This is a genomic window from Paraburkholderia sp. RAU2J, assembly GCF_003634845.1.
GTDB lineage: Bacteria > Pseudomonadota > Gammaproteobacteria > Burkholderiales > Burkholderiaceae > Paraburkholderia > Paraburkholderia fynbosensis.
Genome location: NZ_RBXG01000001.1, coordinates 2590596 through 2610759, shown reverse-complemented (window position 1 = coordinate 2610759; position 20164 = coordinate 2590596). Strand labels below are relative to the sequence as shown.

At 63.8% G+C, this 20164-nt stretch carries 16 protein-coding genes; 4 read left to right on the top strand and 12 right to left on the bottom strand.

What is annotated here, in order from left to right:
• Positions 1-8 precede the first annotated feature (8 nt).
• On the bottom strand, positions 9-497 hold the full coding sequence (locus tag B0G69_RS11960) for a hypothetical protein (RefSeq protein WP_121317182.1): 489 nt from the start codon (positions 495-497) through the stop codon (positions 9-11).
• A 403-nt stretch (positions 498-900) separates the two neighbouring features.
• Positions 901-1260 (bottom strand): hypothetical protein, encoded by a 360-nt coding sequence (locus tag B0G69_RS11955; RefSeq protein ID WP_121317180.1) that lies wholly within the window; start codon positions 1258-1260, stop codon positions 901-903.
• Between the two features lie 214 nt (positions 1261-1474).
• Between B0G69_RS11955 and B0G69_RS11950 the strand changes: the two genes are divergently transcribed.
• The gene (locus tag B0G69_RS11950; protein ID WP_121317178.1) at positions 1475-2386 is read left to right on the top strand and encodes a class I SAM-dependent methyltransferase; all 912 of its coding nucleotides are present in this window, start codon (positions 1475-1477) and stop codon (positions 2384-2386) included.
• Between the two features lie 276 nt (positions 2387-2662).
• Positions 2663-4381, top strand: a complete 1719-nt coding sequence (gene leuA, locus B0G69_RS11945; RefSeq protein ID WP_121317174.1) for a 2-isopropylmalate synthase — start codon at positions 2663-2665, stop codon at positions 4379-4381.
• Between the two features lie 100 nt (positions 4382-4481).
• Here the strand turns inward: leuA and B0G69_RS11940 are convergent, their stop codons facing one another.
• The 6 genes from B0G69_RS11940 to B0G69_RS11915 all read right to left on the bottom strand — a co-directional run bounded on the left by B0G69_RS11940 (position 4482) and on the right by B0G69_RS11915 (position 12751).
• On the bottom strand, positions 4482-5273 hold the full coding sequence (locus tag B0G69_RS11940; RefSeq protein ID WP_121317172.1) for an amino acid ABC transporter substrate-binding protein: 792 nt from the start codon (positions 5271-5273) through the stop codon (positions 4482-4484).
• A gap of 137 nt (positions 5274-5410) precedes the next feature.
• Positions 5411-6862 (bottom strand): dihydropyrimidinase, encoded by a 1452-nt coding sequence (gene hydA / locus B0G69_RS11935; RefSeq protein WP_121317170.1) that lies wholly within the window; start codon positions 6860-6862, stop codon positions 5411-5413.
• Positions 6863-6928: 66 nt separating this feature from the next.
• Entirely contained in the window at positions 6929-8440 is a 1512-nt protein-coding gene (locus B0G69_RS11930) for an NCS1 family nucleobase:cation symporter-1 (protein WP_121317168.1), read from the bottom strand.
• 122 nt (positions 8441-8562) lie between these two features.
• Positions 8563-9912 (bottom strand): NAD-dependent dihydropyrimidine dehydrogenase subunit PreA, encoded by a 1350-nt coding sequence (gene preA, locus B0G69_RS11925; protein ID WP_121317166.1) that lies wholly within the window; start codon positions 9910-9912, stop codon positions 8563-8565.
• Between the two features lie 69 nt (positions 9913-9981).
• Positions 9982-11331, bottom strand: a complete 1350-nt coding sequence (locus B0G69_RS11920) for an NAD(P)-dependent oxidoreductase (protein WP_121317164.1) — start codon at positions 11329-11331, stop codon at positions 9982-9984.
• Positions 11332-11467: 136 nt separating this feature from the next.
• Positions 11468-12751, bottom strand: coding sequence for a Zn-dependent hydrolase (locus tag B0G69_RS11915; RefSeq protein ID WP_121317162.1), 1284 nt, complete (start codon positions 12749-12751; stop codon positions 11468-11470).
• A gap of 313 nt (positions 12752-13064) precedes the next feature.
• Between B0G69_RS11915 and B0G69_RS11910 the strand changes: the two genes are divergently transcribed.
• Complete coding sequence (locus B0G69_RS11910) at positions 13065-13817, top strand: TetR/AcrR family transcriptional regulator (protein WP_199731186.1); 753 nt, start codon at positions 13065-13067, stop codon at positions 13815-13817.
• Positions 13818-13916: 99 nt separating this feature from the next.
• Here B0G69_RS11910 and boxA read toward each other — a convergent pair whose 3' ends face one another.
• The 4 genes from boxA to B0G69_RS11890 form a co-directional block, all read right to left on the bottom strand.
• Positions 13917-15158, bottom strand: coding sequence for a benzoyl-CoA 2,3-epoxidase subunit BoxA (gene boxA / locus B0G69_RS11905; protein WP_121317160.1), 1242 nt, complete (start codon positions 15156-15158; stop codon positions 13917-13919).
• A 38-nt stretch (positions 15159-15196) separates the two neighbouring features.
• On the bottom strand, positions 15197-16624 hold the full coding sequence (boxB, locus tag B0G69_RS11900) for a benzoyl-CoA 2,3-epoxidase subunit BoxB (RefSeq protein WP_121317158.1): 1428 nt from the start codon (positions 16622-16624) through the stop codon (positions 15197-15199).
• A 100-nt stretch (positions 16625-16724) separates the two neighbouring features.
• Complete coding sequence (gene boxC, locus B0G69_RS11895) at positions 16725-18395, bottom strand: 2,3-epoxybenzoyl-CoA dihydrolase (RefSeq protein WP_121317156.1); 1671 nt, start codon at positions 18393-18395, stop codon at positions 16725-16727.
• Positions 18396-18512: 117 nt separating this feature from the next.
• Complete coding sequence (locus tag B0G69_RS11890) at positions 18513-19490, bottom strand: helix-turn-helix transcriptional regulator (protein ID WP_121317154.1); 978 nt, start codon at positions 19488-19490, stop codon at positions 18513-18515.
• A gap of 201 nt (positions 19491-19691) precedes the next feature.
• On the opposite strand from B0G69_RS11890, the gene B0G69_RS11885 reads away from it, so the two are divergent.
• A complete protein-coding gene (locus B0G69_RS11885; protein ID WP_121317152.1) occupies positions 19692-20159 on the top strand; it encodes a DUF4863 family protein in 468 nt (155 codons plus the stop codon).
• The last annotated feature ends 5 nt before the right edge of the window (positions 20160-20164 follow it).

The window sequence follows — 20164 nt, the reverse complement described above, 5'->3', positions numbered from 1 at the left end:
CCCGCGCGTCACCCCGCGGTGTCGCTAGCCGCTTGAGCGGGCGGCGCTGCGAGCTTGGCCGGCGCGAGCCAGCGGAACGCGTCGAGATCCTCGCCGTGGAATGTGCACTCGGCGGCGGCCGGCAGTCTCACGGTCTTCGGTTCAGCCGACTTCTTCGAGGACGCTTCCACACCCGAAGCTGCCGTCGCGCCCACAGCCGCGGAGTTTGCCTTCGCAGCCCCGCGCGCGGCGGACGCGGCCCGTGCGGCCGAAGCCTGCATGGCGGCCGCTACTTCCGAAGCCGTCATCACATGCTCGATCGTTCCTTCGACCACCACGCGCGAGCCGCGGATGGCGGCGGCCCGATGCGCGACCTTGAGCGAATCAGACGACGTGGCGGCCAGCTTGCTTCGCATCAACTGCTCGCATGCACCCGAGTTCCTGGAGACGGTCGTGCAGGCCGCCAGCAGCGCGGCTGCGGTCGTGACGCAGGCGATAGAGAGAATCCGAATCTTCATTGATGTTCCGTTTTTGAAGCCGTCGGGAATTGTAGCTTACGGACCCGTCGGTCGGCATCGGAACCGCATGCCGGTTGTCTCTCGCGACAGACTGGTTCATCGCGCCTCCCAGCGACGCACGTGACGGAGCGACGGCCTGACTGCGGTGGCTCGCCGGCGCCGTGTCGGCCAGATGCGCCGATCCGGCATTAGGGCATCGCGCTCTTGCAGTTGATCCTCCGGGCGACGGAGTACGTCGATCATCATGCAGAACGTGACGTTGCGGATCGTGTTCGACATTCGAGCGATGGTGGGTGCGGGCAGCGTCAGACCAGCAAAACCCGACTTCAACCGACACGGCCCGCGCTGAAATGCCCCGCTATCCAGCACCCGATGCGGCGCGGACCCTCGTATGCACGAGCCGTCAGTTCGACGGCACAGGCGGCTGCACAGGCGGCTGCACAGGCGGCTGCGGCTGCACATAAGCACGCACGCCAGCGAGCGGCGAGCCATAACCACCCGAACTGGTGTGATTCGGCAACCCGTTGACCAGTTGCGCCCGCGGATCGGTCGGATTCAGATTCAGTTCGCCAGCCTGCTGGTTGCCATGCGTCGGATATTCGCTGCCGAGCGCGGCATTTGGCGTCAAACGCGTGCTGTTCTGCGGCGCGTTCATATCGTTCTGCGCGCTCAGACCCTGCGCCCTCGCGTGCACAGCGAACCCGCATGCGCTCGCGCAGAGCAGAACACGCACGGCTCTCGATGCCCTCGATATTCGTTTCATGCTTGCCTCCGGCAAAGTGAAATGAAGGGAATCATGTCCGCGCTGTCGACAAATCAAGGTGCGGCGGGCGCTGACCCCATCATTTATACGCGCTAACCGGTCCTCCGGATTCGGCCGTCGCCGCGATCCGTTGCGCTCGACGCCGCCGCAAATCCCGCCACGCCCTATCCTTATGCCGATTGTCGATTTCCTTCCGCGCCGATCGAGCCCGATAATGACGGTCATGAACGCTCAACCCCACCCCCTTACACGCCTGTGCCGCGGCCCGCTCGCGGCATTGGGCCTGGCGTTGCTGCTGGCGGCCTGCGCCAGTCCGTCGGCGTCGAATCCATCGACAGCGACAGCAACGCCAGCCTCTGCCCCCACCTTCGCCCCTCCCACCTCGCTCGACGCCGCCGTCTCCAACCCCCAACGCAGCGCCCAGGCCCGCGCGCGCGACATCTACCGCCATCCGAAGGAAACGCTGCAATTCTTCGAACTCACGCCCTCGCAAAGCGTGCTCGAAATCGCGCCGGGCGGCGGCTGGTACACCGACATCCTTGCGCCTTATCTGCACGACCACGGCAAGCTGTACGAGGCGCAGTACGACGGTCCGCAAGGGTCGCCGTCGGCGCAAGCACAGGCTGGCCGCGCGGCGTTCGCGCGCAAGCTGGCGGCCGCGCCCGCCGTCTATGGCAACGTCGTGGTCGGCACGCTGCACGCCGGCGAGTTCAGCGGCTTTCCCGCCGACGCCAGCGTCGACCGCGTGCTCACCTTCCGCAACATCCACAACTGGATCAAGGACGGCGAGATCGACGCGAACCTGCGCGCGTTCTATGCGGCGCTCAAGCCGGGCGGCATCCTCGGCGTCGCGGAACACCGCGCGGCGCCGGGCACGTCGCTGCAACAGACCATCGACAGCGGCTACGTCACGGAAGACTACGTGATCGCCCACGCGCGGGCCGCCGGCTTCGAACTGGCCGGCCGCAGCGAAGTGAACAGCAATCCGCGCGACACGAAAAACTACCCGCACGGGGTGTGGTCGCTGCCGCCGAGCTACGAGGGCGGCGACGCCGACCGGGCCCGCTACGCGGCGATCGGCGAGTCCGACCGCATGACCTTGCGCTTCGTGAAACCCCGCCATTGAGCGCACCGGCGCGAACGCGGTGCGAGTGCGGCGCTTGACTCCGTTTCGATAATATGTTCCTATTGCGCACTATGTACCGCGCCCAGACCACCCTATCGCTACTACTAGCCCGCTCTACCGGGCTAGGTCTGCTGCTGCGCGCTTCCATCTGATACTCCGAAGCACCGCTTGATTCCCCAGTAACTGACCCAGCCCCGGTTTTCGACCGGCGGCCCTGTATCGTTTTCGTCGTCCGGTCGACTCCCAGCCTTCTGGTCTCACCCACGGATGACGACAATGTTGAAAAACCCTGCTACCAAATACCGTTCGTTCAAGCCCATCAATTTGACGGACCGCCAGTGGCCGTCGCGTACCATCACGCGCGCGCCGATCTGGATGAGCACCGACCTGCGTGACGGCAATCAGGCGCTGTTCGAGCCGATGAACGCAGAACGCAAGATGCGCATGTTCAAGACGCTGGTGCAGATCGGCTTCAAGGAAATCGAAGTCGCGTTCCCGTCGGCGTCGCAAACCGATTTCAACTTCGTGCGTGAGCTGATCGAAGGCGGCCACATCCCCGACGACGTCACGATCGAAGTGTTGACGCAGGCCCGCGACGATCTGATCGAGCGCACGTTCGAATCGTTGCGTGGCGCACCGCGCGCGATCGTCCACCTGTACAACGCGACCGCGCCGGAATTCCGCAAGATCGTCTTCGGTCTGGAAAAGAGCGGCGTGAAGGAACTCGCGCAAAAAGCCGCGCGCACGATGAAGCGTCTCGCCGACGCGTCGCCGGAAACGCACTTCACGCTGCAATACAGCCCGGAAGTATTCAGCGGCACCGAACTCGAATTCGCGAAGGAAGTGTGCGACGCGGTGTTCGACATCTGGGAACCGACGCCCGGACACAAGGCGATCGTCAACCTGCCGGCCACCGTCGAAATGGCCACGCCGAACGTCTACGCGGACCAGATCGAATGGATGCACCGCAATCTCGCGCGCCGCGATTCGCTGATCGTCTCGGTCCACCCGCATAACGACCGCGGCACTGCGGTCGCCGCGGCGGAACTCGCGGTGATGGCGGGCGCCGATCGCGTCGAGGGTTGTCTGTTCGGCAACGGCGAGCGCACCGGCAACGTCGATCTCGTCACGCTCGCGTTGAATCTGTACACGCAGGGCGTCGACCCGGAGCTCGACTTCTCCAACATCAACGAAGTCGCACGCACCGCCGAGGAATGCACACAGTTGCCGGTGCATCCGCGTCACCCGTATGTCGGCGATCTGGTGTTCACCGCGTTCTCCGGCTCGCATCAGGACGCGATCAAGAAGGGCCTCGCCGTGCAGAAGCCGGACGCGATCTGGGAAGTGCCGTATATGCCGATCGATCCGAGCGATCTCGGCCGCACCTACGACTCCGTGATTCGCGTGAACAGCCAGTCGGGCAAAGGCGGCATCGCCTATCTGCTCGAACAGAGCTACGGCGTGGTGTTGCCGCGGCGCCTGCAGGTCGATTTCAGCTCGGCCGTGCAGCACTTTACCGACGAGAGCGGTCAGGAAGTCACGCCCGCGCAGATCTGGGAATTGTTCCAGCAGGAATACGTGCGGACCGCCGACCCGGTGCGCTACATCGGACACAGCCTCACCGAGCGTGACGGCCGCGAACATATCAAGCTCACGGTCGACATCAACGGCACGCCGCGTGTGCTGCGCGGCGAAGGCAATGGTCCGCTCGACGCGTTGATGCACGCGATCGGCGCACCGGTGCGAATCCAGCACTACGAAGAACGCGCGCTGACCCAGGGCGCCGATGCGCGCGCGGTCGCGATCGCAGAAATGGCCGGCGCCGATGTGGCTGGCAGCGCCTTCGGCGTGGGCATCGATGCGAACCTGGTGACGGCTTCGATTCGCGCGGTGATCAGCGGCGTGAATCGCGCTTACACGCGCGCCAATGCGCAAGCGCAAGCGCGCTTCTTCGACGCGGCGTCGATCGACGCCGTGGAGGACGTGGCGGTTTGAGGCTTCGGTCCGCGTTGACTGTCTAGTATGGTCGAGGGGGCGTCCGTTGCGACGCCCCTTCTTTTTTGCGCGCCCTATTCTTCAAACGCGCACGCTGTATTTACTGAAATACGTCCCTGCCGAAGTACTTGCGCGAAATTTTCGCGTACGTGCCGTCTTTCCTGATGTCGGCAAGCGCCTTGTTGATCGCCGCACGCAACTTCGGGCTGCCCTTGCGGATCAGCACCGCCGATTTGTCGCTGCTGTTCGGCGACGTATCGACCGCGACCATCTTCACCTTCACGTCCGGCGAGCGCCTCGCGAAGTCAAGAAACGTCAGTGAATCGTTGACCGTTGCATCGACCCGGCCGGCGGTCAGCAGCTCGATCGATTCGTCGAAGCCCTGCGCCGGGATCACCTGCGCGCCGTGCGCCGCCGCGATCTTGCCGAGGTTGCTGGTCAGCGTGTTGGCGGACTTTCTGCCCTTCAGGTCATCGAAACTTTTGATGGATGTGTTGTCCGACGCGACAATCAGCACCGCGTGCGACGTGATGTACGGATCGGAGTAATCGTATTTGACTTTGCGCGCGTCGGTGACGGCCACTTCATTGATCACCGCGTCGTAGCGGTTCACGTCGAGTCCGGCGATCAGCCCCTCCCATCGGCTTTCGATGAATTGCGGCTTGACGCCCAGCCGCCGTGCGATCTCCTCGCCAAGCTCCACATCGAAGCCGCTCAGGTTGCCCGCCTCGTCGTGATACGTGAACGGCGCATAGGTGCCTTCCGTGCCGATCCGGAACACGCCCGTGGAACGGATTTGCGCGAGTTCGTCGGCGGCGAAGACCCGGCTCGCCACCGCCACCGCCACCGCCTGCCACAGGGCGATCAGCACAATGGAACGAATCGGCTTCATCGGGAGGCTCCATCAGGTTTGCTACAGCAGTGGCTGAGTCTTACGTTCCGTTGTCCCCGCCGGCGCTCGCGGCCGGCAGACTCGGCGGACTGTAGCAAACCATCTGTCTTTTTCAAAGCCTCTCGCGCGATGAGCGCCTAGCGCTCGACCGGATGCGGCTCCTTGCGCTTATTGGCGACGCGCACCGCATCGAAATACGCTGAATTCGGCGGCCGCTTCAGATAGCGCCCCGCGCCGCGCACCGCGCGCAACTCGCCGTCGGTCCACGCGAGCGCCCCGCGCGTGAGCGTATGCATCGCGACGCCTTGTACCGTCATCCCTTCGAACACGTTGAAGTCGACTTTCTGATGATGCGTGTTCACCGAAATCGTCTTGCTCGCGTCCGGGTCCCACACCACGAGGTCCGCGTCCGCGCCGACGCGCACCGCGCCTTTGCGTGGATACAGATTGAAAATCTGTGCGGCGTTGGTCGACGTGATGCGCACGAATTCGTTCGGCGTGAGACGCCCCGAATTCACGCCGTGATGCCAGAGCACCGCCATACGATCCTCCACGCCGCCGCAACCGTTCGGGATCTTCGTGAAGTCCTCGCGGCCCATCGCCTTCTGCGACGCGCAAAACACGCAGTGATCGGTCGCGGTAGTGTGCAACTGACCCGCCTGCAAGCCACGCCATAATGCTTCGCGATGCTCGGCGGAGCGGAACGGCGGGCTCATCACGTGCGCGGCCGCGCGGGTCCAGTCAGGATCGCGATACACCGCTTCGTCGATCACGAGATGGCCCGGCAATACTTCGCCGAACACGCGCAAGCCGTCGCTGCGCGCGCGCGCAATCGCATCGACCGCGTCTTTCGCGGACACATGCACGATGTACACGGGCACGCCCAGCACCTGCGCGATACGGATCGCGCGATTGGCTGCTTCGCCCTCCACTTCCGGCGGCCGCGACAACGGATGCGCTTCCGGTCCCGTGAAGCCTTTTGCCAGCAACTGGCGTTGCAACTGGAACACCAGTTCGCCGTTTTCCGCGTGCACCGTGGGCAGCGCGCCGAGTTCGAGCGAACGCGAGAAGCTGTTCACGAGCACTTCGTCGTCGGCCATGATCGCGTTCTTGTAGGCCATGAAGTGCTTGAAGCTCGACACACCATGTTCATGTACGAGCGTACCCATGTCGCGATAGACCGACTCGTCCCACCACGTGACCGCCACGTGAAAGCCGTAGTCCGCCGACGCCTTCGCGGCCCAGCCGCGCCACTCGTTGAACGCCTGCATCAGCGGTTGCTTCGGACTGGGAATCACGAAGTCGATGATGCTGGTCGTGCCGCCTGATAAACCCGCCGCCGTGCCGGTATAGAAATCGTCGCTCGCGGTAGTGCCCATGAACGGCAATTCCATGTGCGTGTGCGGATCGATGCCGCCGGGCATCACATACTGCCCGCCCGCATCGACGATCGTGGCGCCCGCCGGCGCCTCCAGGTCCGCGCCGATCTGCAGGATCGTGCCGCCGTCCTGCGGGTCCGCACACAACACGTCCGCACGATACGTGTTCTCCGCGTCGATAATCGTGCCGCCGCGAATCAGGGTCGTCATTTTGCCGCCTCCTTATGAACTGCTGGTTTCGATGTTGCGTACTTCAGCTGCGTATTTCATCTGCACTCATGCTCGCGCCACTCGCGCACTCGGTCCCTTGCTCAGTTTCATCCACGCGCTGTATACGATCGAAGCCAACGCGAGTCCCACGAACCAGGCGTACGTATAGAGCGTATTGAAGATCGCCGGCACGTTCGGAAACGACGCCGGGAACGCGGTGTGCAAAAAGCCCGGCAGATTCGGCAGGACGCCGACGATCAGCGCGACCACCGCGCCGATGTTCCAGCCGCCCGTGTAGCTGTACTCACCCTGCTCGTCGAACAGTTCGCGCGTGTCGAGCCGCGTGCCGCGAATCAGGAAGTAGTCGACCATCAGAATGCCGGCCACCGGACCGAGTAATGCCGAATAACCGACCAGCCACGTGAAGATATAGCCCTGCGTAGTGGCGAGAATCTTCCACGGCATCATCACGATCGCGATGGTCGCCGTGATCATGCCGCCCACGCGATACGAAATGCCCTTTGGCCAGAGGCTCGAAAAATCGTAGGCCGGCCCGACCAGATTCGCCGCGAGATTGCACGACATCGTGTCGAGCGTGAGGATGATCAGCGCGACGCCGACGCCGATGCCGGTCATGCGGCTCGTCAGATCGATAGGATCCCAGATCGCCTTGCCGTAGATCACCACGGTCGCCGAGGTCACCACCACCGAAATCACCGAGAGCAATGCCATTGGCACTGGCAGGCCGATCGACTGGCCGATGATCTGATCGCGCTGCGTCTTCGCGAAGCGCGTGAAGTCGGGAATGTTCAGGGCGAGCGTCGCCCAGAAGCCGACCATGGCCGTGAGACTCGGCCAGAAGGTCACCCAGAACATGCCCTCCTTCTTGCCGCCCGGCACGAATTGCGACGGCGCCGACAGCATCGAACCGAGACCGCCCGCCTTCGAGGTCGCCCACCACACGAGCGCGATGCACATCACGATCTTGATCGGCGCGGACCAGCTTTCCAGCCGGCGGATCGCTTCCGTGCCGTGCACGATGAAGTAGATTTGCAGGGCCCAGAACACGAGGAAACACGCGAGCTGCGCGAGCGAGATGTCGAGGAACGGCAGCGCCTCGCCGTGCAGCGCGTTGCCGGTGAGAATGTTCAGCAGCACATAGATCGCGCTGCCGCCGAGCCACGTCTGAATCCCATACCAGCCGCACGCGACGATCGCCCGCAGCAACGCCGGCAGTTTTGCGCCGCTCGTGCCAAACGACGAGCGCACCAGCACCGCATACGGAATGCCGTGCTTCGCGCCCGCATGGCCGATCAGCAGCATCGGCACCAGCACGATCAGATTGCCGAGCAGCACGGTGACAACCGCTTGCCATGGCGACATGCCCTGCTCCGTCAAACCGGCGGCGAGCATGTACGACGCGATGTTCATCACCATGCCGACCCACAACGCGGCGAAGTGATACCACCGCCAGGTGCGCTGCGCGGGACCGGTCGGCGCAAGGTCGTCGTTGTAGAGGACGCTGCTTTGCGCGCCGGCCGCGAACTGCGGATCGACGCCATGCGCTGTCTGCTTCATCGAAAGATCTCCACTTGATCGTTGAGGCCCGCGCGGCTTCTGCTGGCGCGTCGGGCCTTTGGGGAAAGACAGGTTCAGTACGAGCGCTACGTTACGTTGCGTGGCAAACGGTGCCGCATGCGTCAGGCAGCTTTCGCCGGCTGCGCGTGAGCGTGCACCTGTGTTGCGGTTTCAGCGGTTTCAGCGGTTTCTGCTGGCGCGCGTTCGGCCACGTCCACGCGCGCCGGATTGTTCGGATGCGTGGTCCAGTTCGCATATTCGCTGCTATCCACGCGTTCCATCGAGATGCACTGCTCGACCGGGCATACATGCATGCACAGATTGCAGCCGACACATTCGGAGTCCATCACTTCAAAATGCCGGACGCCATCTTTTTCTTTCATGATCGCCTGATGCGCCGTGTCTTCGCAGGCGATGTGGCACAGCCCGCATTGAATGCACTTGTCCTGATCGATGCGCGCCTTGATCTCGTAGTTGAGGTTCAGGTACTTCCAGTCGGTGACGTTGGGCACGGCACGGCCGCGAATGTCGTCGAGCGTCGCGTAGCCTTTTTCGTCCATCCAGTTCGAGAGGCCGTCGGCGAGATCGGCAACGATGCGAAAACCATAGTGCATCGCGGCCGTGCAAACCTGCACGCTGCCCGCGCCGAGCACGATGAACTCGGCCGCGTCGCGCCACGTCGAAATGCCGCCGATGCCGGAAATCGGCAGATTCGGCGTCTGCTCATCGCGCGCGATTTCCGCGACCATGTTGAGCGCGATCGGCTTCACCGCCGGCCCGCAGTAGCCCCCATGCGTGCCTTTGCCGTCGACCATCGGCAGCGGCGACATGGCGTCGAGATCGACCGCGACAATCGAGTTGATCGTGTTGATCAGCGACACGCCATCCGCGCCGCCTTTGTATGCCGCACGCGAGCCGAGCCGGATATCGCTGATGTTCGGCGTGAGCTTGACGAGGCACGGCAGCTTCGTGCCTTCCTTGACCCAGCGCGTGACCATCTCGACGTACTCGGGCACCTGGCCCACCGCCGCGCCCATGCCTCGCTCGCTCATTCCATGCGGACAGCCGAAATTCAATTCGACCGCATCGGCACCGGTGTCTTCGACGAGCGGCAAGATCCATTTCCAGTCGCGCTCATTGCACGGCACCATCAGCGACACGATCATCGCGCGCTCGGGCCAGTCGCGTTTGACCTGCGCGATTTCGCGCAGATTGACGTCGAGCGGACGGTCGGTGATCAGTTCGATATTGTTCAGGCCAGCCATGCGCTGGCCGTTCCATTGCACCGCGCCGTAGCGCGAGCTGACGTTCACCACATGCGGATCGAGGCCGAGCGTCTTCCACACCACGCCGCCCCAGCCCGCTTCGAACGCGCGGTTCACGTTGTAGGCCTTGTCGGTGGGCGGCGCGGAAGCGAGCCAGAAAGGATTCGGCGAAGTGATGCCGGCAATCGTACAGCGCAGATCGGCCATGTTCGGCTCCTTGGGGACTGCTGTTTTTTGTCTGGATGCTGATGCGGGTTCGAGCGGTTTTATATGAGCCTAGGCGGCCTTGACGGCGGCGCGCGCGAAGTGCGCGTCGATCGCCGCAGCGGCCACCTTGCCGTCCTGCACCGCTTGCACGGTCAGATCGATGCCGCCGGTGGCCGCGCAATCGCCGCCGGCCCATACGCCGGGCAGCGAGGTTTGCCCGTTCGCATCGACTTCGATACGGCTGCCGTCGAGTGTCAGCAGCTCGCGCGCGATGCCGACCGTCACCAGCGTTTGCCCGATCGCCTTGAGCACCATGTCGGCGTCGACCACGAAGCGCTCCTCGCCACCATCGCTCGACGTGCGTTCGAATTCGACACCCGTGACCACGCCGCCTTTGCCAAGCAAACGCATCGGCGTTGCATGCGTGACGAGCGTGACGCCGCAGGTCTGCGCGAAATCACGCTCGGCCCAGGTCGCGCTCATCGATTCGACGCCGCGCCGGTACGCCATCGTCACCGAGGTCGCGCCGAGCTTGCGGCTTTGCACCGCCGCGTCCACCGCCGTATTGCCGCCGCCGATCACGACGACGCGGCGGCCCACCGGCACCGTACCCAGATCGCTCGCGCTGCGAACCTGTTCGATGAAGTCCACAGCGTTCATCACGCCGCTCAGGTCCTCGCCGGCCAGCTCGAGTGCGCGCACGCCGGTGAGACCGATCGCGAGAAACACGGCGTCGTGCTGCTGGCGCAATGTATCGAGCTGAATATCACGCCCGAGTACGACGCCGTGCTCGATCCCGATACCGCCGACCGCACACAGCCACGCCACTTCACGCTGCGCAAAATCGTCGACGGTTTTATACGCGGCGATGCCATACTCGTTGAGGCCACCGGCCTTTTCATGCGCGTCGTAAATCGTCACGCGATGACCTGCGAGCGCGAGACGATGCGCGCACGCAAGCCCCGCCGGCCCCGCGCCGACCACGGCGACGTGCCGGCCGGTTTCGGCGGCGCGTTTGAAGAGCGGCTCGCCGCGCGCCATCGCGTGATCGGTTGCATGCCGTTGCAACGCGCCGATCGCCACCGGCTTCGCGTCCTGGTGGTTACGCACGCATGCGCCTTCACACAGGATTTCGGTCGGACACACACGCGCACACATACCGCCCAGCGGATTGGCCGACAGGATGTCCACCGCCGCGCCCTTCAGATTGCCGTTACTGATCTTGCGGATGAAGCTGGGAATGTCGATCTGCGTCGGGCACGCATTCACGCAAGGCGCGTCGTAGCAGTAGTGGCAGCGGCTCGCCGCCGCGGCCGCTGCGCTTGCGTCGAGCAAAGGCGCGATATCGGCGAATTCGCACGAGAGCTGCTCGGACGACAGGCGCTGCGCCGCCACGTCGCCGGTTTGCTTGATGGCCATACACGTTCCTTCTTCGATGTGAGGACGTAGCCGTACCTGCCGGCTGCGCCGAAGCGCAGCCGGGACGGCGTGTTTTATGGGCACTGCGTTACGACTTGACGCGGTTTGACGCGCGTTAAAAGCGACCGCTAAAACGTTATGAAACCGGCTCGCATGCGCGCTCGAGCATCGCGTGCAGCAGCACGTTGGCGCCTGCTTCGATCCATTCGAAGGTGGCGTCTTCGATCTCGTTGTGACTGATCCCGTCGACGCACGGCACGAACACCATCGAGGTCGGCGCGACTTGCGACAGATAACACGCGTCGTGCCCCGCACCGGACACCATGTTCCGATGCGCGTAACCGAAGCGCTCCGCCGCCGCACGCACCGACTTCACGCACGCTTCGTCGAACGCGACCGGCGCGTAGTAAAAGATCTGCTCGAGTTCGGTTTCGAGGCCGATGCCGCTCGCGATCTCGGCGACACCCTTGCGCAACGCGGCGTCCATCTTCGCGAGCACCGCGTCGTCGGGATGACGGAAATCGACGGTGAAGAACACGCGGCCTGGAATCACGTTGCGCGAGTTCGGATGGACCTGCAACATGCCGACCGTCGCGCAGCCGAACGGCGCATTGTCGAGTCCGATGCGATTGACCAGATCGACCACGCGCGCGGCGCCAAGCAGCGCGTCGCGGCGGCGCGGCATCGGCGTGGGCCCCGCATGCGCTTCCTGACCGGTCAGCGTGATCTCGTACCAGCGCTGACCTTGCGCATCGGTCACGACGCCGATGGTTTTCTGTTCGGCTTCGAGAATCGGCCCCTGTTCGATGTGCAATTCGAAAGCCGCATGCAAGGGCCGGCCGCCGCACGGCACGTCGCCCGCATAGCCGATGCGCCTGAGTTCCTCGCCGATAGTCTTGCCGTCCACGTCCTTGCGCGACAGGCCGTAGTCCAGCGTAAACACGCCGGCGAACACACCCGAGGCGACCATCGCCGGTGCGAAACGCGAGCCCTCCTCGTTGGTCCAGATCACGACTTCGACCGGATGCTCGGTCTCGATGCCGTGATCGTTCAGACTCCGAATCACTTCGAGACCGCCCAGCACGCCGTAGATGCCGTCAAAGCGCCCACCTGTCGGCTGCGAGTCCGCGTGCGAGCCGGTCATCACCGGCAACGCGTCGGGATTGCGCCCGGCGCGGCGCATGAACACATTGCCCATCTGATCGACACTGACCGTGCAGCCAGCTTCCTTCGCCCAACTGACGATCAGATCGCGCCCTTCCTTGTCGAGATCGGTGAGCGCAAGGCGGCACACGCCGCCTTTGGGCGTCGCACCGATCTTCGCCATCGTCATGAGACTTGCCCACAGCCGCTTGCCGTCGATCCTGATCGACGTCGACGGCTCGGCGTGCTGCTTCAGCGCTTCGGATACCGCGTTCATTCGTCTCGCTCCTTTCGGTGAACCGACATGAAACTGGTGCATCGGCGGCGGGCTTTGGGGCGTGTCCGCACGGTCGCGGTGCACGTTCGACGCGCTCGTTCGCCTCTCAAAGAGAGGGCAAACCCTGGGGCATCGCCCGCTCTCTCAATCCTGTCCAGTTGGACAGGTTGTAGACGATTAGCTCCGCCAAATCAATGCCTTTCGTTCGCCAGACAACGGAGAAGATACAGAGCGAGAAGCGTGCCATTGCATTGCAGCACGAACGGACGGCACGCGACGAATCCGCGTGTGGACCCCGCATCAAACGACTAGAATGAAGCGCGACGCGGCACCGATGCCGCCAAAGGCGAACATGCGAGACGACGACGTGGCGGCCGCTATGACGGAAAACGACGAAACACGCGCGCCTTTGCGGCGGCGCAAGGCGCACATTCGCGAGTCGAATGAAGCGCATCTGCTGGCGTGCGCCGAGGCCGTTTTCGCCGAACGGGGACTCGATGGCGCGAGCACCGCGATGATCGCGGAGCGTGCCGGCTTACCAAAAGCCAACGTGCACTACTACTTCCCGACCAAGCTCGCGCTCTACCGCCGCGTGCTGGAAGATCTGTTCGAAGACTGGCACAAGGCCGCCGACACGTTCGAGTGCAGCGACGACCCGGTCGAAGCGATCGGCGGTTACGTGCGCGCGAAAATGGCACTGTCGCGCCGCCGGCCGCTCGGTTCGAAGGTGTGGGCGAGCGAGATCATCCACGGCGCGGAGCATATGGAGGACATCCTCACGGGACGCGTGAAGCCATGGCTCGAGAGCCGCGTGAAAGTGATCGACGACTGGATCGCGCGCGGCCTGCTCGCGCCGGTGAATGCGCAAACGCTGATGTACATGATCTGGGCCACCACCCAGCACTACGCCGACTTCGACGCGCAGGTTCGCGCGCTCAAGGGCAAGCGTGCATTGACGCAGAAAGCGTTCGACGCAACCACCGAGGAAGTCGTGCAACTGGTGATTCGCGCGTGCGGTGCGGTGTCGCCTTCGCGGCGCGAGGACGGGGCCGATCCTTCGCGGTGAGACACGAACACGAAGGCCCCGCATACGCTCATGATGCATGGACGTATGCGAGGCCTTCGTTGATTCACGGCATCAGTGGCTTCGGCGTCAGCGTCAGCGTCAGTAAGTCTCCAGATGCAGCCGACCTTCGCGCTTCAACTTCGCCCACAGCGCGTCCCAATCCAGTTGATGCTGCTCGCCGATCTCCTTCAACACCTGCAGCACACCGTCTTCCATGCCCTTCAGTCCGCACACGTAGATGTGCGTGTTGTCGTCCCTGAGCAGGTTCGCGACGTCGACCGCGCGTTCACGCATCGCGTCCTGAACGTAGCGCTTCGCTTGCCCCGGCGTACGCGAAAAAGCCAGATTCGTATCGATGAAATCCTTTGGCAGATTCGTCAGCGGCCCGAAGTACGGCAGTTCCTCCTTGGTGCGCGCGCCGAAGAACAGCATCAGCCTGCCCGTCGCGCCTTTCAGACGGCGCCGCCGGCGATACTCGGTCATCGCGCGCATCGGCGCGGAGCCGGTGCCTGTGCAGATCATCAGCAGATGCGAGTTCGGATGGTTCGGCATCAGAAAGGTGCCACCGAACGGGCCAATCACGTTGACCACATCGCCCTTCTTCAGATCGCACAGGTAGTTCGAACACACGCCGTCGACCGCATCGCCGTGTTGCTGCGAGACCCGTTTGACCGTCAGCGATACGTTGTTGTAGCCGGGCCGTTCGCCATCGCGCGGGCTCGCCACGGAATACTGGCGCGCGTGATGCGTGCGGCCATCGGCGCTCGCGCCCGGCGGCAGAATGCCGATCGACTGCCCTTCCAGAACCGGAAACGGCATCGAACCGAAATCCAGCACGATGTGATGAATATCGCTCCCGGTCGTGCTGTCGGTGAGCCGGTAGTTGCCGACCACCGTCGCGTTAGTCGGCGCCTTGTGCGTGTAGAGATTCACGTACGGCTTCGCGGCCGACCACGGCGGCACGACCGAGCCGCGCGCGGTGTCCACTTCGATGCCGCTTGCGTCCACGGACGTATCGCCCGACGCATTCGCGCCCGACGGTTCGTCCGCGGCGGGCACCGCCATCGTGTTCTGTTCCGGCAGCACGTCCCACGTGAATTGCTCTTCGACCGGATAGGCGTCGGCCTTCAGCACCGTGCGCCAGTTGTCGATCGCACCGGTCGGACACGGCGGCACGCACGCCATGCAGCCATTGCAGATATCCGCCTTGACCACATAGTTGTTGTCGTCGTGGGTGATCGCATCGATCGGGCAAGTCTCTTCGCAGGTATTGCAGCGAATACAGATTTCCGGATCGATCAGATGTTGCCTGAGCACTTCGACCGATACTGGGCCGTTCATGACTTCCTCCACCAGGGTGTGCTGCGCGTGCGCTCGCTTCAGTTAAAGCGCACGTATTCGAAATCGATCGGCTGACGGTTCACGCCCATCGCGGGCGGTGCAATCCAGTTCGCGAACTTGCCCGCGTCCGTGACGCGGCCCATCAGCGACGCGACGAACGCACGGTCCTCCGGCGAGGCCAGCCACTTCGCTTGGTTCGCGGCCCATTCGGTTTCGCTGATCACGCGGCCATCTGGCGATACGCGCGTACCTGCAAACGTGCCGATCTGCCGGTTGAACGCTTTATGCGGCACCGTCATGCGGAAATCGATACCGGCCTTTTCCAGCACCTTGTTCCAGCGCCCCACGCCCGCCACCGAATCCTTGATGTAGTCGTCGCGCAGCACTTCGTTCATCGCATTGAGCATCGGCACTTCGCGCTCCACCAGCTTGCCGTCCTGCACGTCGAGCAGCTTGTAGCTTTGACCGTTCAACTGATGATCGTCGTCGCGCTTGTTCTCTTCATAGCGTCCCTTCAGGCCCGAGCTATAGAACGTCGCCGCATTCGACGAATGATCGGCGCCGAACAGGTCGATCGTTACCGAGTAGTGGAAGTTCAGATAGCGCTGGATGGTCGGCAGATCGATCACGCCGGCCGCGCGAATCTTCGCGACGTCGTCGGTACCGAGTTCGTTCATCACCTGTGCGGTGCGCTGGATCACGCGCGACACGCCCGATTCGCCGACGAACATGTGATGCGCTTCCTCGGTCAGCATGAACTTCGTGGTGCGTGCGAGCGGGTCGAAACCCGACTCCGCGAGCGCCGACAACTGGAACTTGCCGTCACGATCGGTGAAGTAGGTGAACATGTAGAACGCGAGCCAGTCCGGCGTTTTCTCGTTGAACGCGCCGAGAATGCGCGGATTGTCGTCGTCGCCCGAGCGGCGGGCGAGCAATGCTTCGGCTTCCTCACGTCCGTCGCGGCCGAAATAGCGATGCAGCAGATACACCATCGCCCACAGGTGGCGGCCTTCTTCCACGTTGACCTGGAACAGGTTGCGCAGATCGTACATGGACGGCGCCGTGAGCCCCAGATGTCGCTGCTGCTCGACCGACGCCGGCTCCGTATCCCCCTGGGTGACGATAATGCGACGCAGATTCGCGCGATGCTCGCCGGGCACATCCTGCCAGGCCGCCTCGCCCTTGTGTTCGCCGAAGTGGATCTTGCGATCCTGCTCGCCCGGCGTGAGGAAAATACCCCAGCGGTAGTCCGGCATCTTCACGTGATCGAAGTGCGCCCAGCCGCCCGCATCCACACTCACCGCCGTGCGCAGGTAGACGTCGTAGCCGTGCGAGCCTTCCGGTCCCATATCGCCCCACCACGACAGAAAATTCGGCTGCCATTGTTCGAGCGCGCGTTGCAACGCGCGGTCGTCGGCGAGATTGACGTTGTTCGGAATCTTTTCGCTGTAGTTGATCGTTGACATGGTCGGTTCCCTGTGCGGAAGCTGCAGTGCTGACGGTGAGAGGCGCGTATCGGGGCAGGTGGCGTTGCGTCGGTGCGCGGTGCCGGGGTTCAGGTGGGCATCACACGCGCGAGACGTCGAATTGCGCCTTGCCGCCCTTGCCGTACACCTTGAGCGCACCCTTCTCGCCCACTGCGTTCGGCCGGTTGAAAATCCAGTTCTGCCAGGCAGTGAGACGGCCAAAGATGCGCGTCTCCATCGTTTCCGGCCCGTTGAAGCGCAGATTCGCTTCGAGGCCGGTCAACGCATCCGGCGACATCGCCGCGCGTTCTTCGAGCGCGATGCGGATTTCGTCGGCCCAGTCGATATCGTCCGGCGAGGCGGTCACGAGGCCGAGGCGCTCGGCTTCGACGGGCTTGATTGCATCACCGATGCGCGAGCGCACCGCATCGAGCGGCTCAGCCTCTTCGTAGAAGCGGCGCGCAAGCCGTGACTGATGCGTGACAAGCGGATAAAGACCGAAGTTGACTTCCGTGAGCGTGATGCCCGGCTCCTCGTCTTCATTGCCCGGCAACGCGGCCATGTAAGTGCGGTCGGCGGCGAACGCGAGTTCCGCGAACGTGCCGGCAAAACAGGAGCCCGGTTCGATCAGCGCGAACAGGGAACGCGACGAAACGTCGATGCGCGCGAGCGTGCGCCGCAGCAGGCCGATCGTCTCGCGCACGAACCAGTGATCCTTGTGCTGCATCAGCGTGGCGTCGGCGGCGAGCAGGTTGCGCGCATCGCCTTCGGTCTTGAAGACCCAGGTGCCGACTTCGAGTTCGTTGGTGCGCATTGACAGGATCGCGTCGTCGAGTTCGCGGGCGAACTGCAGCGGCCACCAGTTTGCGCCGGCTGCGACGATCGCGCCGATGCTGGTCGGCGGCTCGGTTTGCGGGGCTCTGGCTGTGAACGTCGCGATGCGCTTCGCGCGATCGATCGTGACGTCGAGCGTGGTGTAGGTCAGGCCGTCGTCGCGCTCGGTGCGGTCGATACGCGTGAGCATCACGCCTTGCGCATCGTCCGGGCGGTCGCTTTGCGCGGCGAGTTCGAGCGCGCGCGCCTGGATCGCCTGATCGAACTGGTTCGGCTTCACGACTTCATCGACGAGACGCCAGGCTTTCGCGCGTTCGCCGCGCACGCCTTCGACCACCGTGCAGAAGATGTCGGCACGATCGTGGCGCACGCGCCGCTTGTCGGTGACACGCGTCAGGCCGCCGGTGCCCGGCAGCACGCCCAGCAGCGGCACTTCGGGCAGCGACACCGACGACGAGCGGTCGTCAACCAGATAGATCTCGTCGCAAGCGAGCGCGAGTTCGTAGCCGCCGCCGGCGCAGGCGCCATTCACCGCGGCAAGAAACTTCAGACCCGAATACCGCGACGAATCTTCCAGGCCGTTGCGCGTTTCGTTGGTGAACTTGCAGAAGTTGACCTTCCACGCATGCGTGGACAGCCCCAGCATGAAGATGTTGGCGCCCGAGCAGAACACGCGGTCCTTGAGGCTCGTCAGCACCACGGTCCTGACTTCGGGATGCTCAAAACGGATGCGCTGTATCGCGTCGTGCAGTTCGATGTCGACGCCCAGATCGTACGAATTCAGCTTCAGCTTGTAGCCCTCGCGGATGCCGCCGTCTTCCGCGATATCGATGCCGAGCGTTGCGACCGGACCGTTGAAGCTCAGCTTCCAGTGCTTGTACTGCGAAGGATCGGTGCGGTAGTCGACCGGCGCAATGGCGGTGTCTGCGGTGTACATGGGGCGTCTCCTGACTGGACGATGCAAAATCTGTTTTTTGAACAATAGTGCACCGTCAACCCCATGTAAAGCACTTTAGTGCATGTTTGCTAGTAAACCCTGGCGCTCCACTGCAGCTCAGCCCACCCGGGCCTCATCCGGCGATTCCGCGGCGAGCCGCGCGGCAAGACGGTCACGCAACTGCAGATAGGCGTCGGCGAGGGTTTTCTCGCTGGTGTCGAAAGTCATGTCGGCGCGGCCGTACAGTTCGCCGCGTCCGGCCAGGATGCGCTTCAGATCGTCCATCGCCTCCTTGTTGCCCGACATCGGCCGCAAGTCGCCTTGCGCGACGACCCGGCGCATATGCTCTTCCGGCGTCGCTTGCAGCCATACCGTGAAGCAATGCGACAGCAGCGCGTTGAAGGTACCCGCCTCCGACACCAGCCCGCCCGGCGACGCGATCACCGCGCGCTCATGCTCCTGGATCACGGCCTCGAGTGCGCGATGCTCATAGCGCCGGTAAGCGCTCGCTCCGTACAACGAATGAATCTCCGACGGCGGGCAGCCGGCCATCTGCTCGATCACGCGCGTCAACTCGACGAACGGCACCTTGCGCTCCTGCGCCAGCATCCGCCCGAGCGTCGACTTGCCGGCGCCGCGCAGACCGATCAGCGCGATCCGGTCCTTGCGGTGCGGGTCGCGCGGGGCCTGCGCGAACATCTCGGCGAGCGCGACACGTGCGCGTTGCAACGCCGCCTGATCACGGCCGTGCAGCAGTTCGCGGATCAACAGCCACTCGGCGGATGCGGTGGTTTCGTCGCCGATCACTTCGGCGAGCGGGCAGTTCAAGGTGGCCGCAAGCTGCCGCAATACCAGCACCGATGCATTACCGACGCCCGATTCCAGATTCGCCAGATGCCGCTCCGACAAGCCGGTTTCGGTCGCGAGCGTCTTGCGGGTCATGCCGCGGCGCGCGCGCAGCAGCCGCACGCGCTCGCCCATTGCCGTGAGAAACGGATCGCGCTCCTCGCGCTCGGCGCCACGCTCGATTCGCTCGCGGTGGCTCGCGTCGTCGGCGGCCTCATCCGGCAATGCGTGAGAGTACTTTTGATTCATGTTTTACCACCTCATGATCACAATATATGTACTATAGTGCTTGACAGGCACTGGGTGAACGGTTAATTTTCGCCAAATAACGAGGCAACAACAAACGCTGTTGCACGCTTGCGGCAGCGTCATGGAGACGGCGCGGCAATACGCCTGCATTAAGGTGCCTCAGGGCGCCGCCGATGTGCGAACGCGTTATCTGGAGGTCGTATGTCCCCACATGAATTCCAGCGCCTGATTGCGGGCGTCACCGGGCAACTCGCCGGCCGGCCGCTCGACGGCCGACTCGCCGCGTGGCTGAACGACACCTACCCGGTCGACGGCGCGACCTTCCGCGATCTCGCGAACGCGTGCCGCACCGGTGTCGCCGAAGGCTGGCTGTGCAACCGCGAAGGCGGCGGCATTCGCTACGGCCGCATCTTCAAGCCCTTGCCCGAGACCCACGGCTTTTCCGTCGACGTGGTCGATATGCGGGACATCGCCGGTCCGCATCACGTTCATCCGCATGGCGAGATCGATCTGATCATGCCACTCACCGAAGGCGCGACCTTCGACGGCCACCCGGCCGGCTGGTGCGTATACGGCCCCGGCTCCGCGCATCGGCCGACCGTCGCGAATGGTGAGGCGCTGGTGCTGTATCTGTTGCCGCAAGGCGCGATCGAATTCACTCCCGCGTGAGAACG

Excerpts from the sequence above, each read along its gene's own strand:
- B0G69_RS11960 (WP_121317182.1), bottom strand. The coding sequence starts at position 497 with ATGAAGATTCGGATTCTCTCTATCGCCTGCGTCACGACCGCAGCCGCG.
- B0G69_RS11955 (WP_121317180.1), bottom strand. The coding sequence starts at position 1,260 with ATGAAACGAATATCGAGGGCATCGAGAGCCGTGCGTGTTCTGCTCTGC.
- B0G69_RS11950 (WP_121317178.1), top strand. The coding sequence starts at position 1,475 with ATGACGGTCATGAACGCTCAACCCCACCCCCTTACACGCCTGTGCCGC.
- leuA (WP_121317174.1), top strand. The coding sequence starts at position 2,663 with ATGTTGAAAAACCCTGCTACCAAATACCGTTCGTTCAAGCCCATCAAT.
- B0G69_RS11940 (WP_121317172.1), bottom strand. The coding sequence starts at position 5,273 with ATGAAGCCGATTCGTTCCATTGTGCTGATCGCCCTGTGGCAGGCGGTG.
- hydA (WP_121317170.1), bottom strand. The coding sequence starts at position 6,862 with ATGACGACCCTGATTCGCGGCGGCACGATTATCGACGCGGAGAACACG.
- B0G69_RS11930 (WP_121317168.1), bottom strand. The coding sequence starts at position 8,440 with ATGAAGCAGACAGCGCATGGCGTCGATCCGCAGTTCGCGGCCGGCGCG.
- preA (WP_121317166.1), bottom strand. The coding sequence starts at position 9,912 with ATGGCCGATCTGCGCTGTACGATTGCCGGCATCACTTCGCCGAATCCT.
- B0G69_RS11920 (WP_121317164.1), bottom strand. The coding sequence starts at position 11,331 with ATGGCCATCAAGCAAACCGGCGACGTGGCGGCGCAGCGCCTGTCGTCC.
- B0G69_RS11915 (WP_121317162.1), bottom strand. The coding sequence starts at position 12,751 with ATGAACGCGGTATCCGAAGCGCTGAAGCAGCACGCCGAGCCGTCGACG.
- B0G69_RS11910 (WP_199731186.1), top strand. The coding sequence starts at position 13,065 with ATGAAGCGCGACGCGGCACCGATGCCGCCAAAGGCGAACATGCGAGAC.
- boxA (WP_121317160.1), bottom strand. The coding sequence starts at position 15,158 with ATGAACGGCCCAGTATCGGTCGAAGTGCTCAGGCAACATCTGATCGAT.
- boxB (WP_121317158.1), bottom strand. The coding sequence starts at position 16,624 with ATGTCAACGATCAACTACAGCGAAAAGATTCCGAACAACGTCAATCTC.
- boxC (WP_121317156.1), bottom strand. The coding sequence starts at position 18,395 with ATGTACACCGCAGACACCGCCATTGCGCCGGTCGACTACCGCACCGAT.
- B0G69_RS11890 (WP_121317154.1), bottom strand. The coding sequence starts at position 19,490 with ATGAATCAAAAGTACTCTCACGCATTGCCGGATGAGGCCGCCGACGAC.
- B0G69_RS11885 (WP_121317152.1), top strand. The coding sequence starts at position 19,692 with ATGTCCCCACATGAATTCCAGCGCCTGATTGCGGGCGTCACCGGGCAA.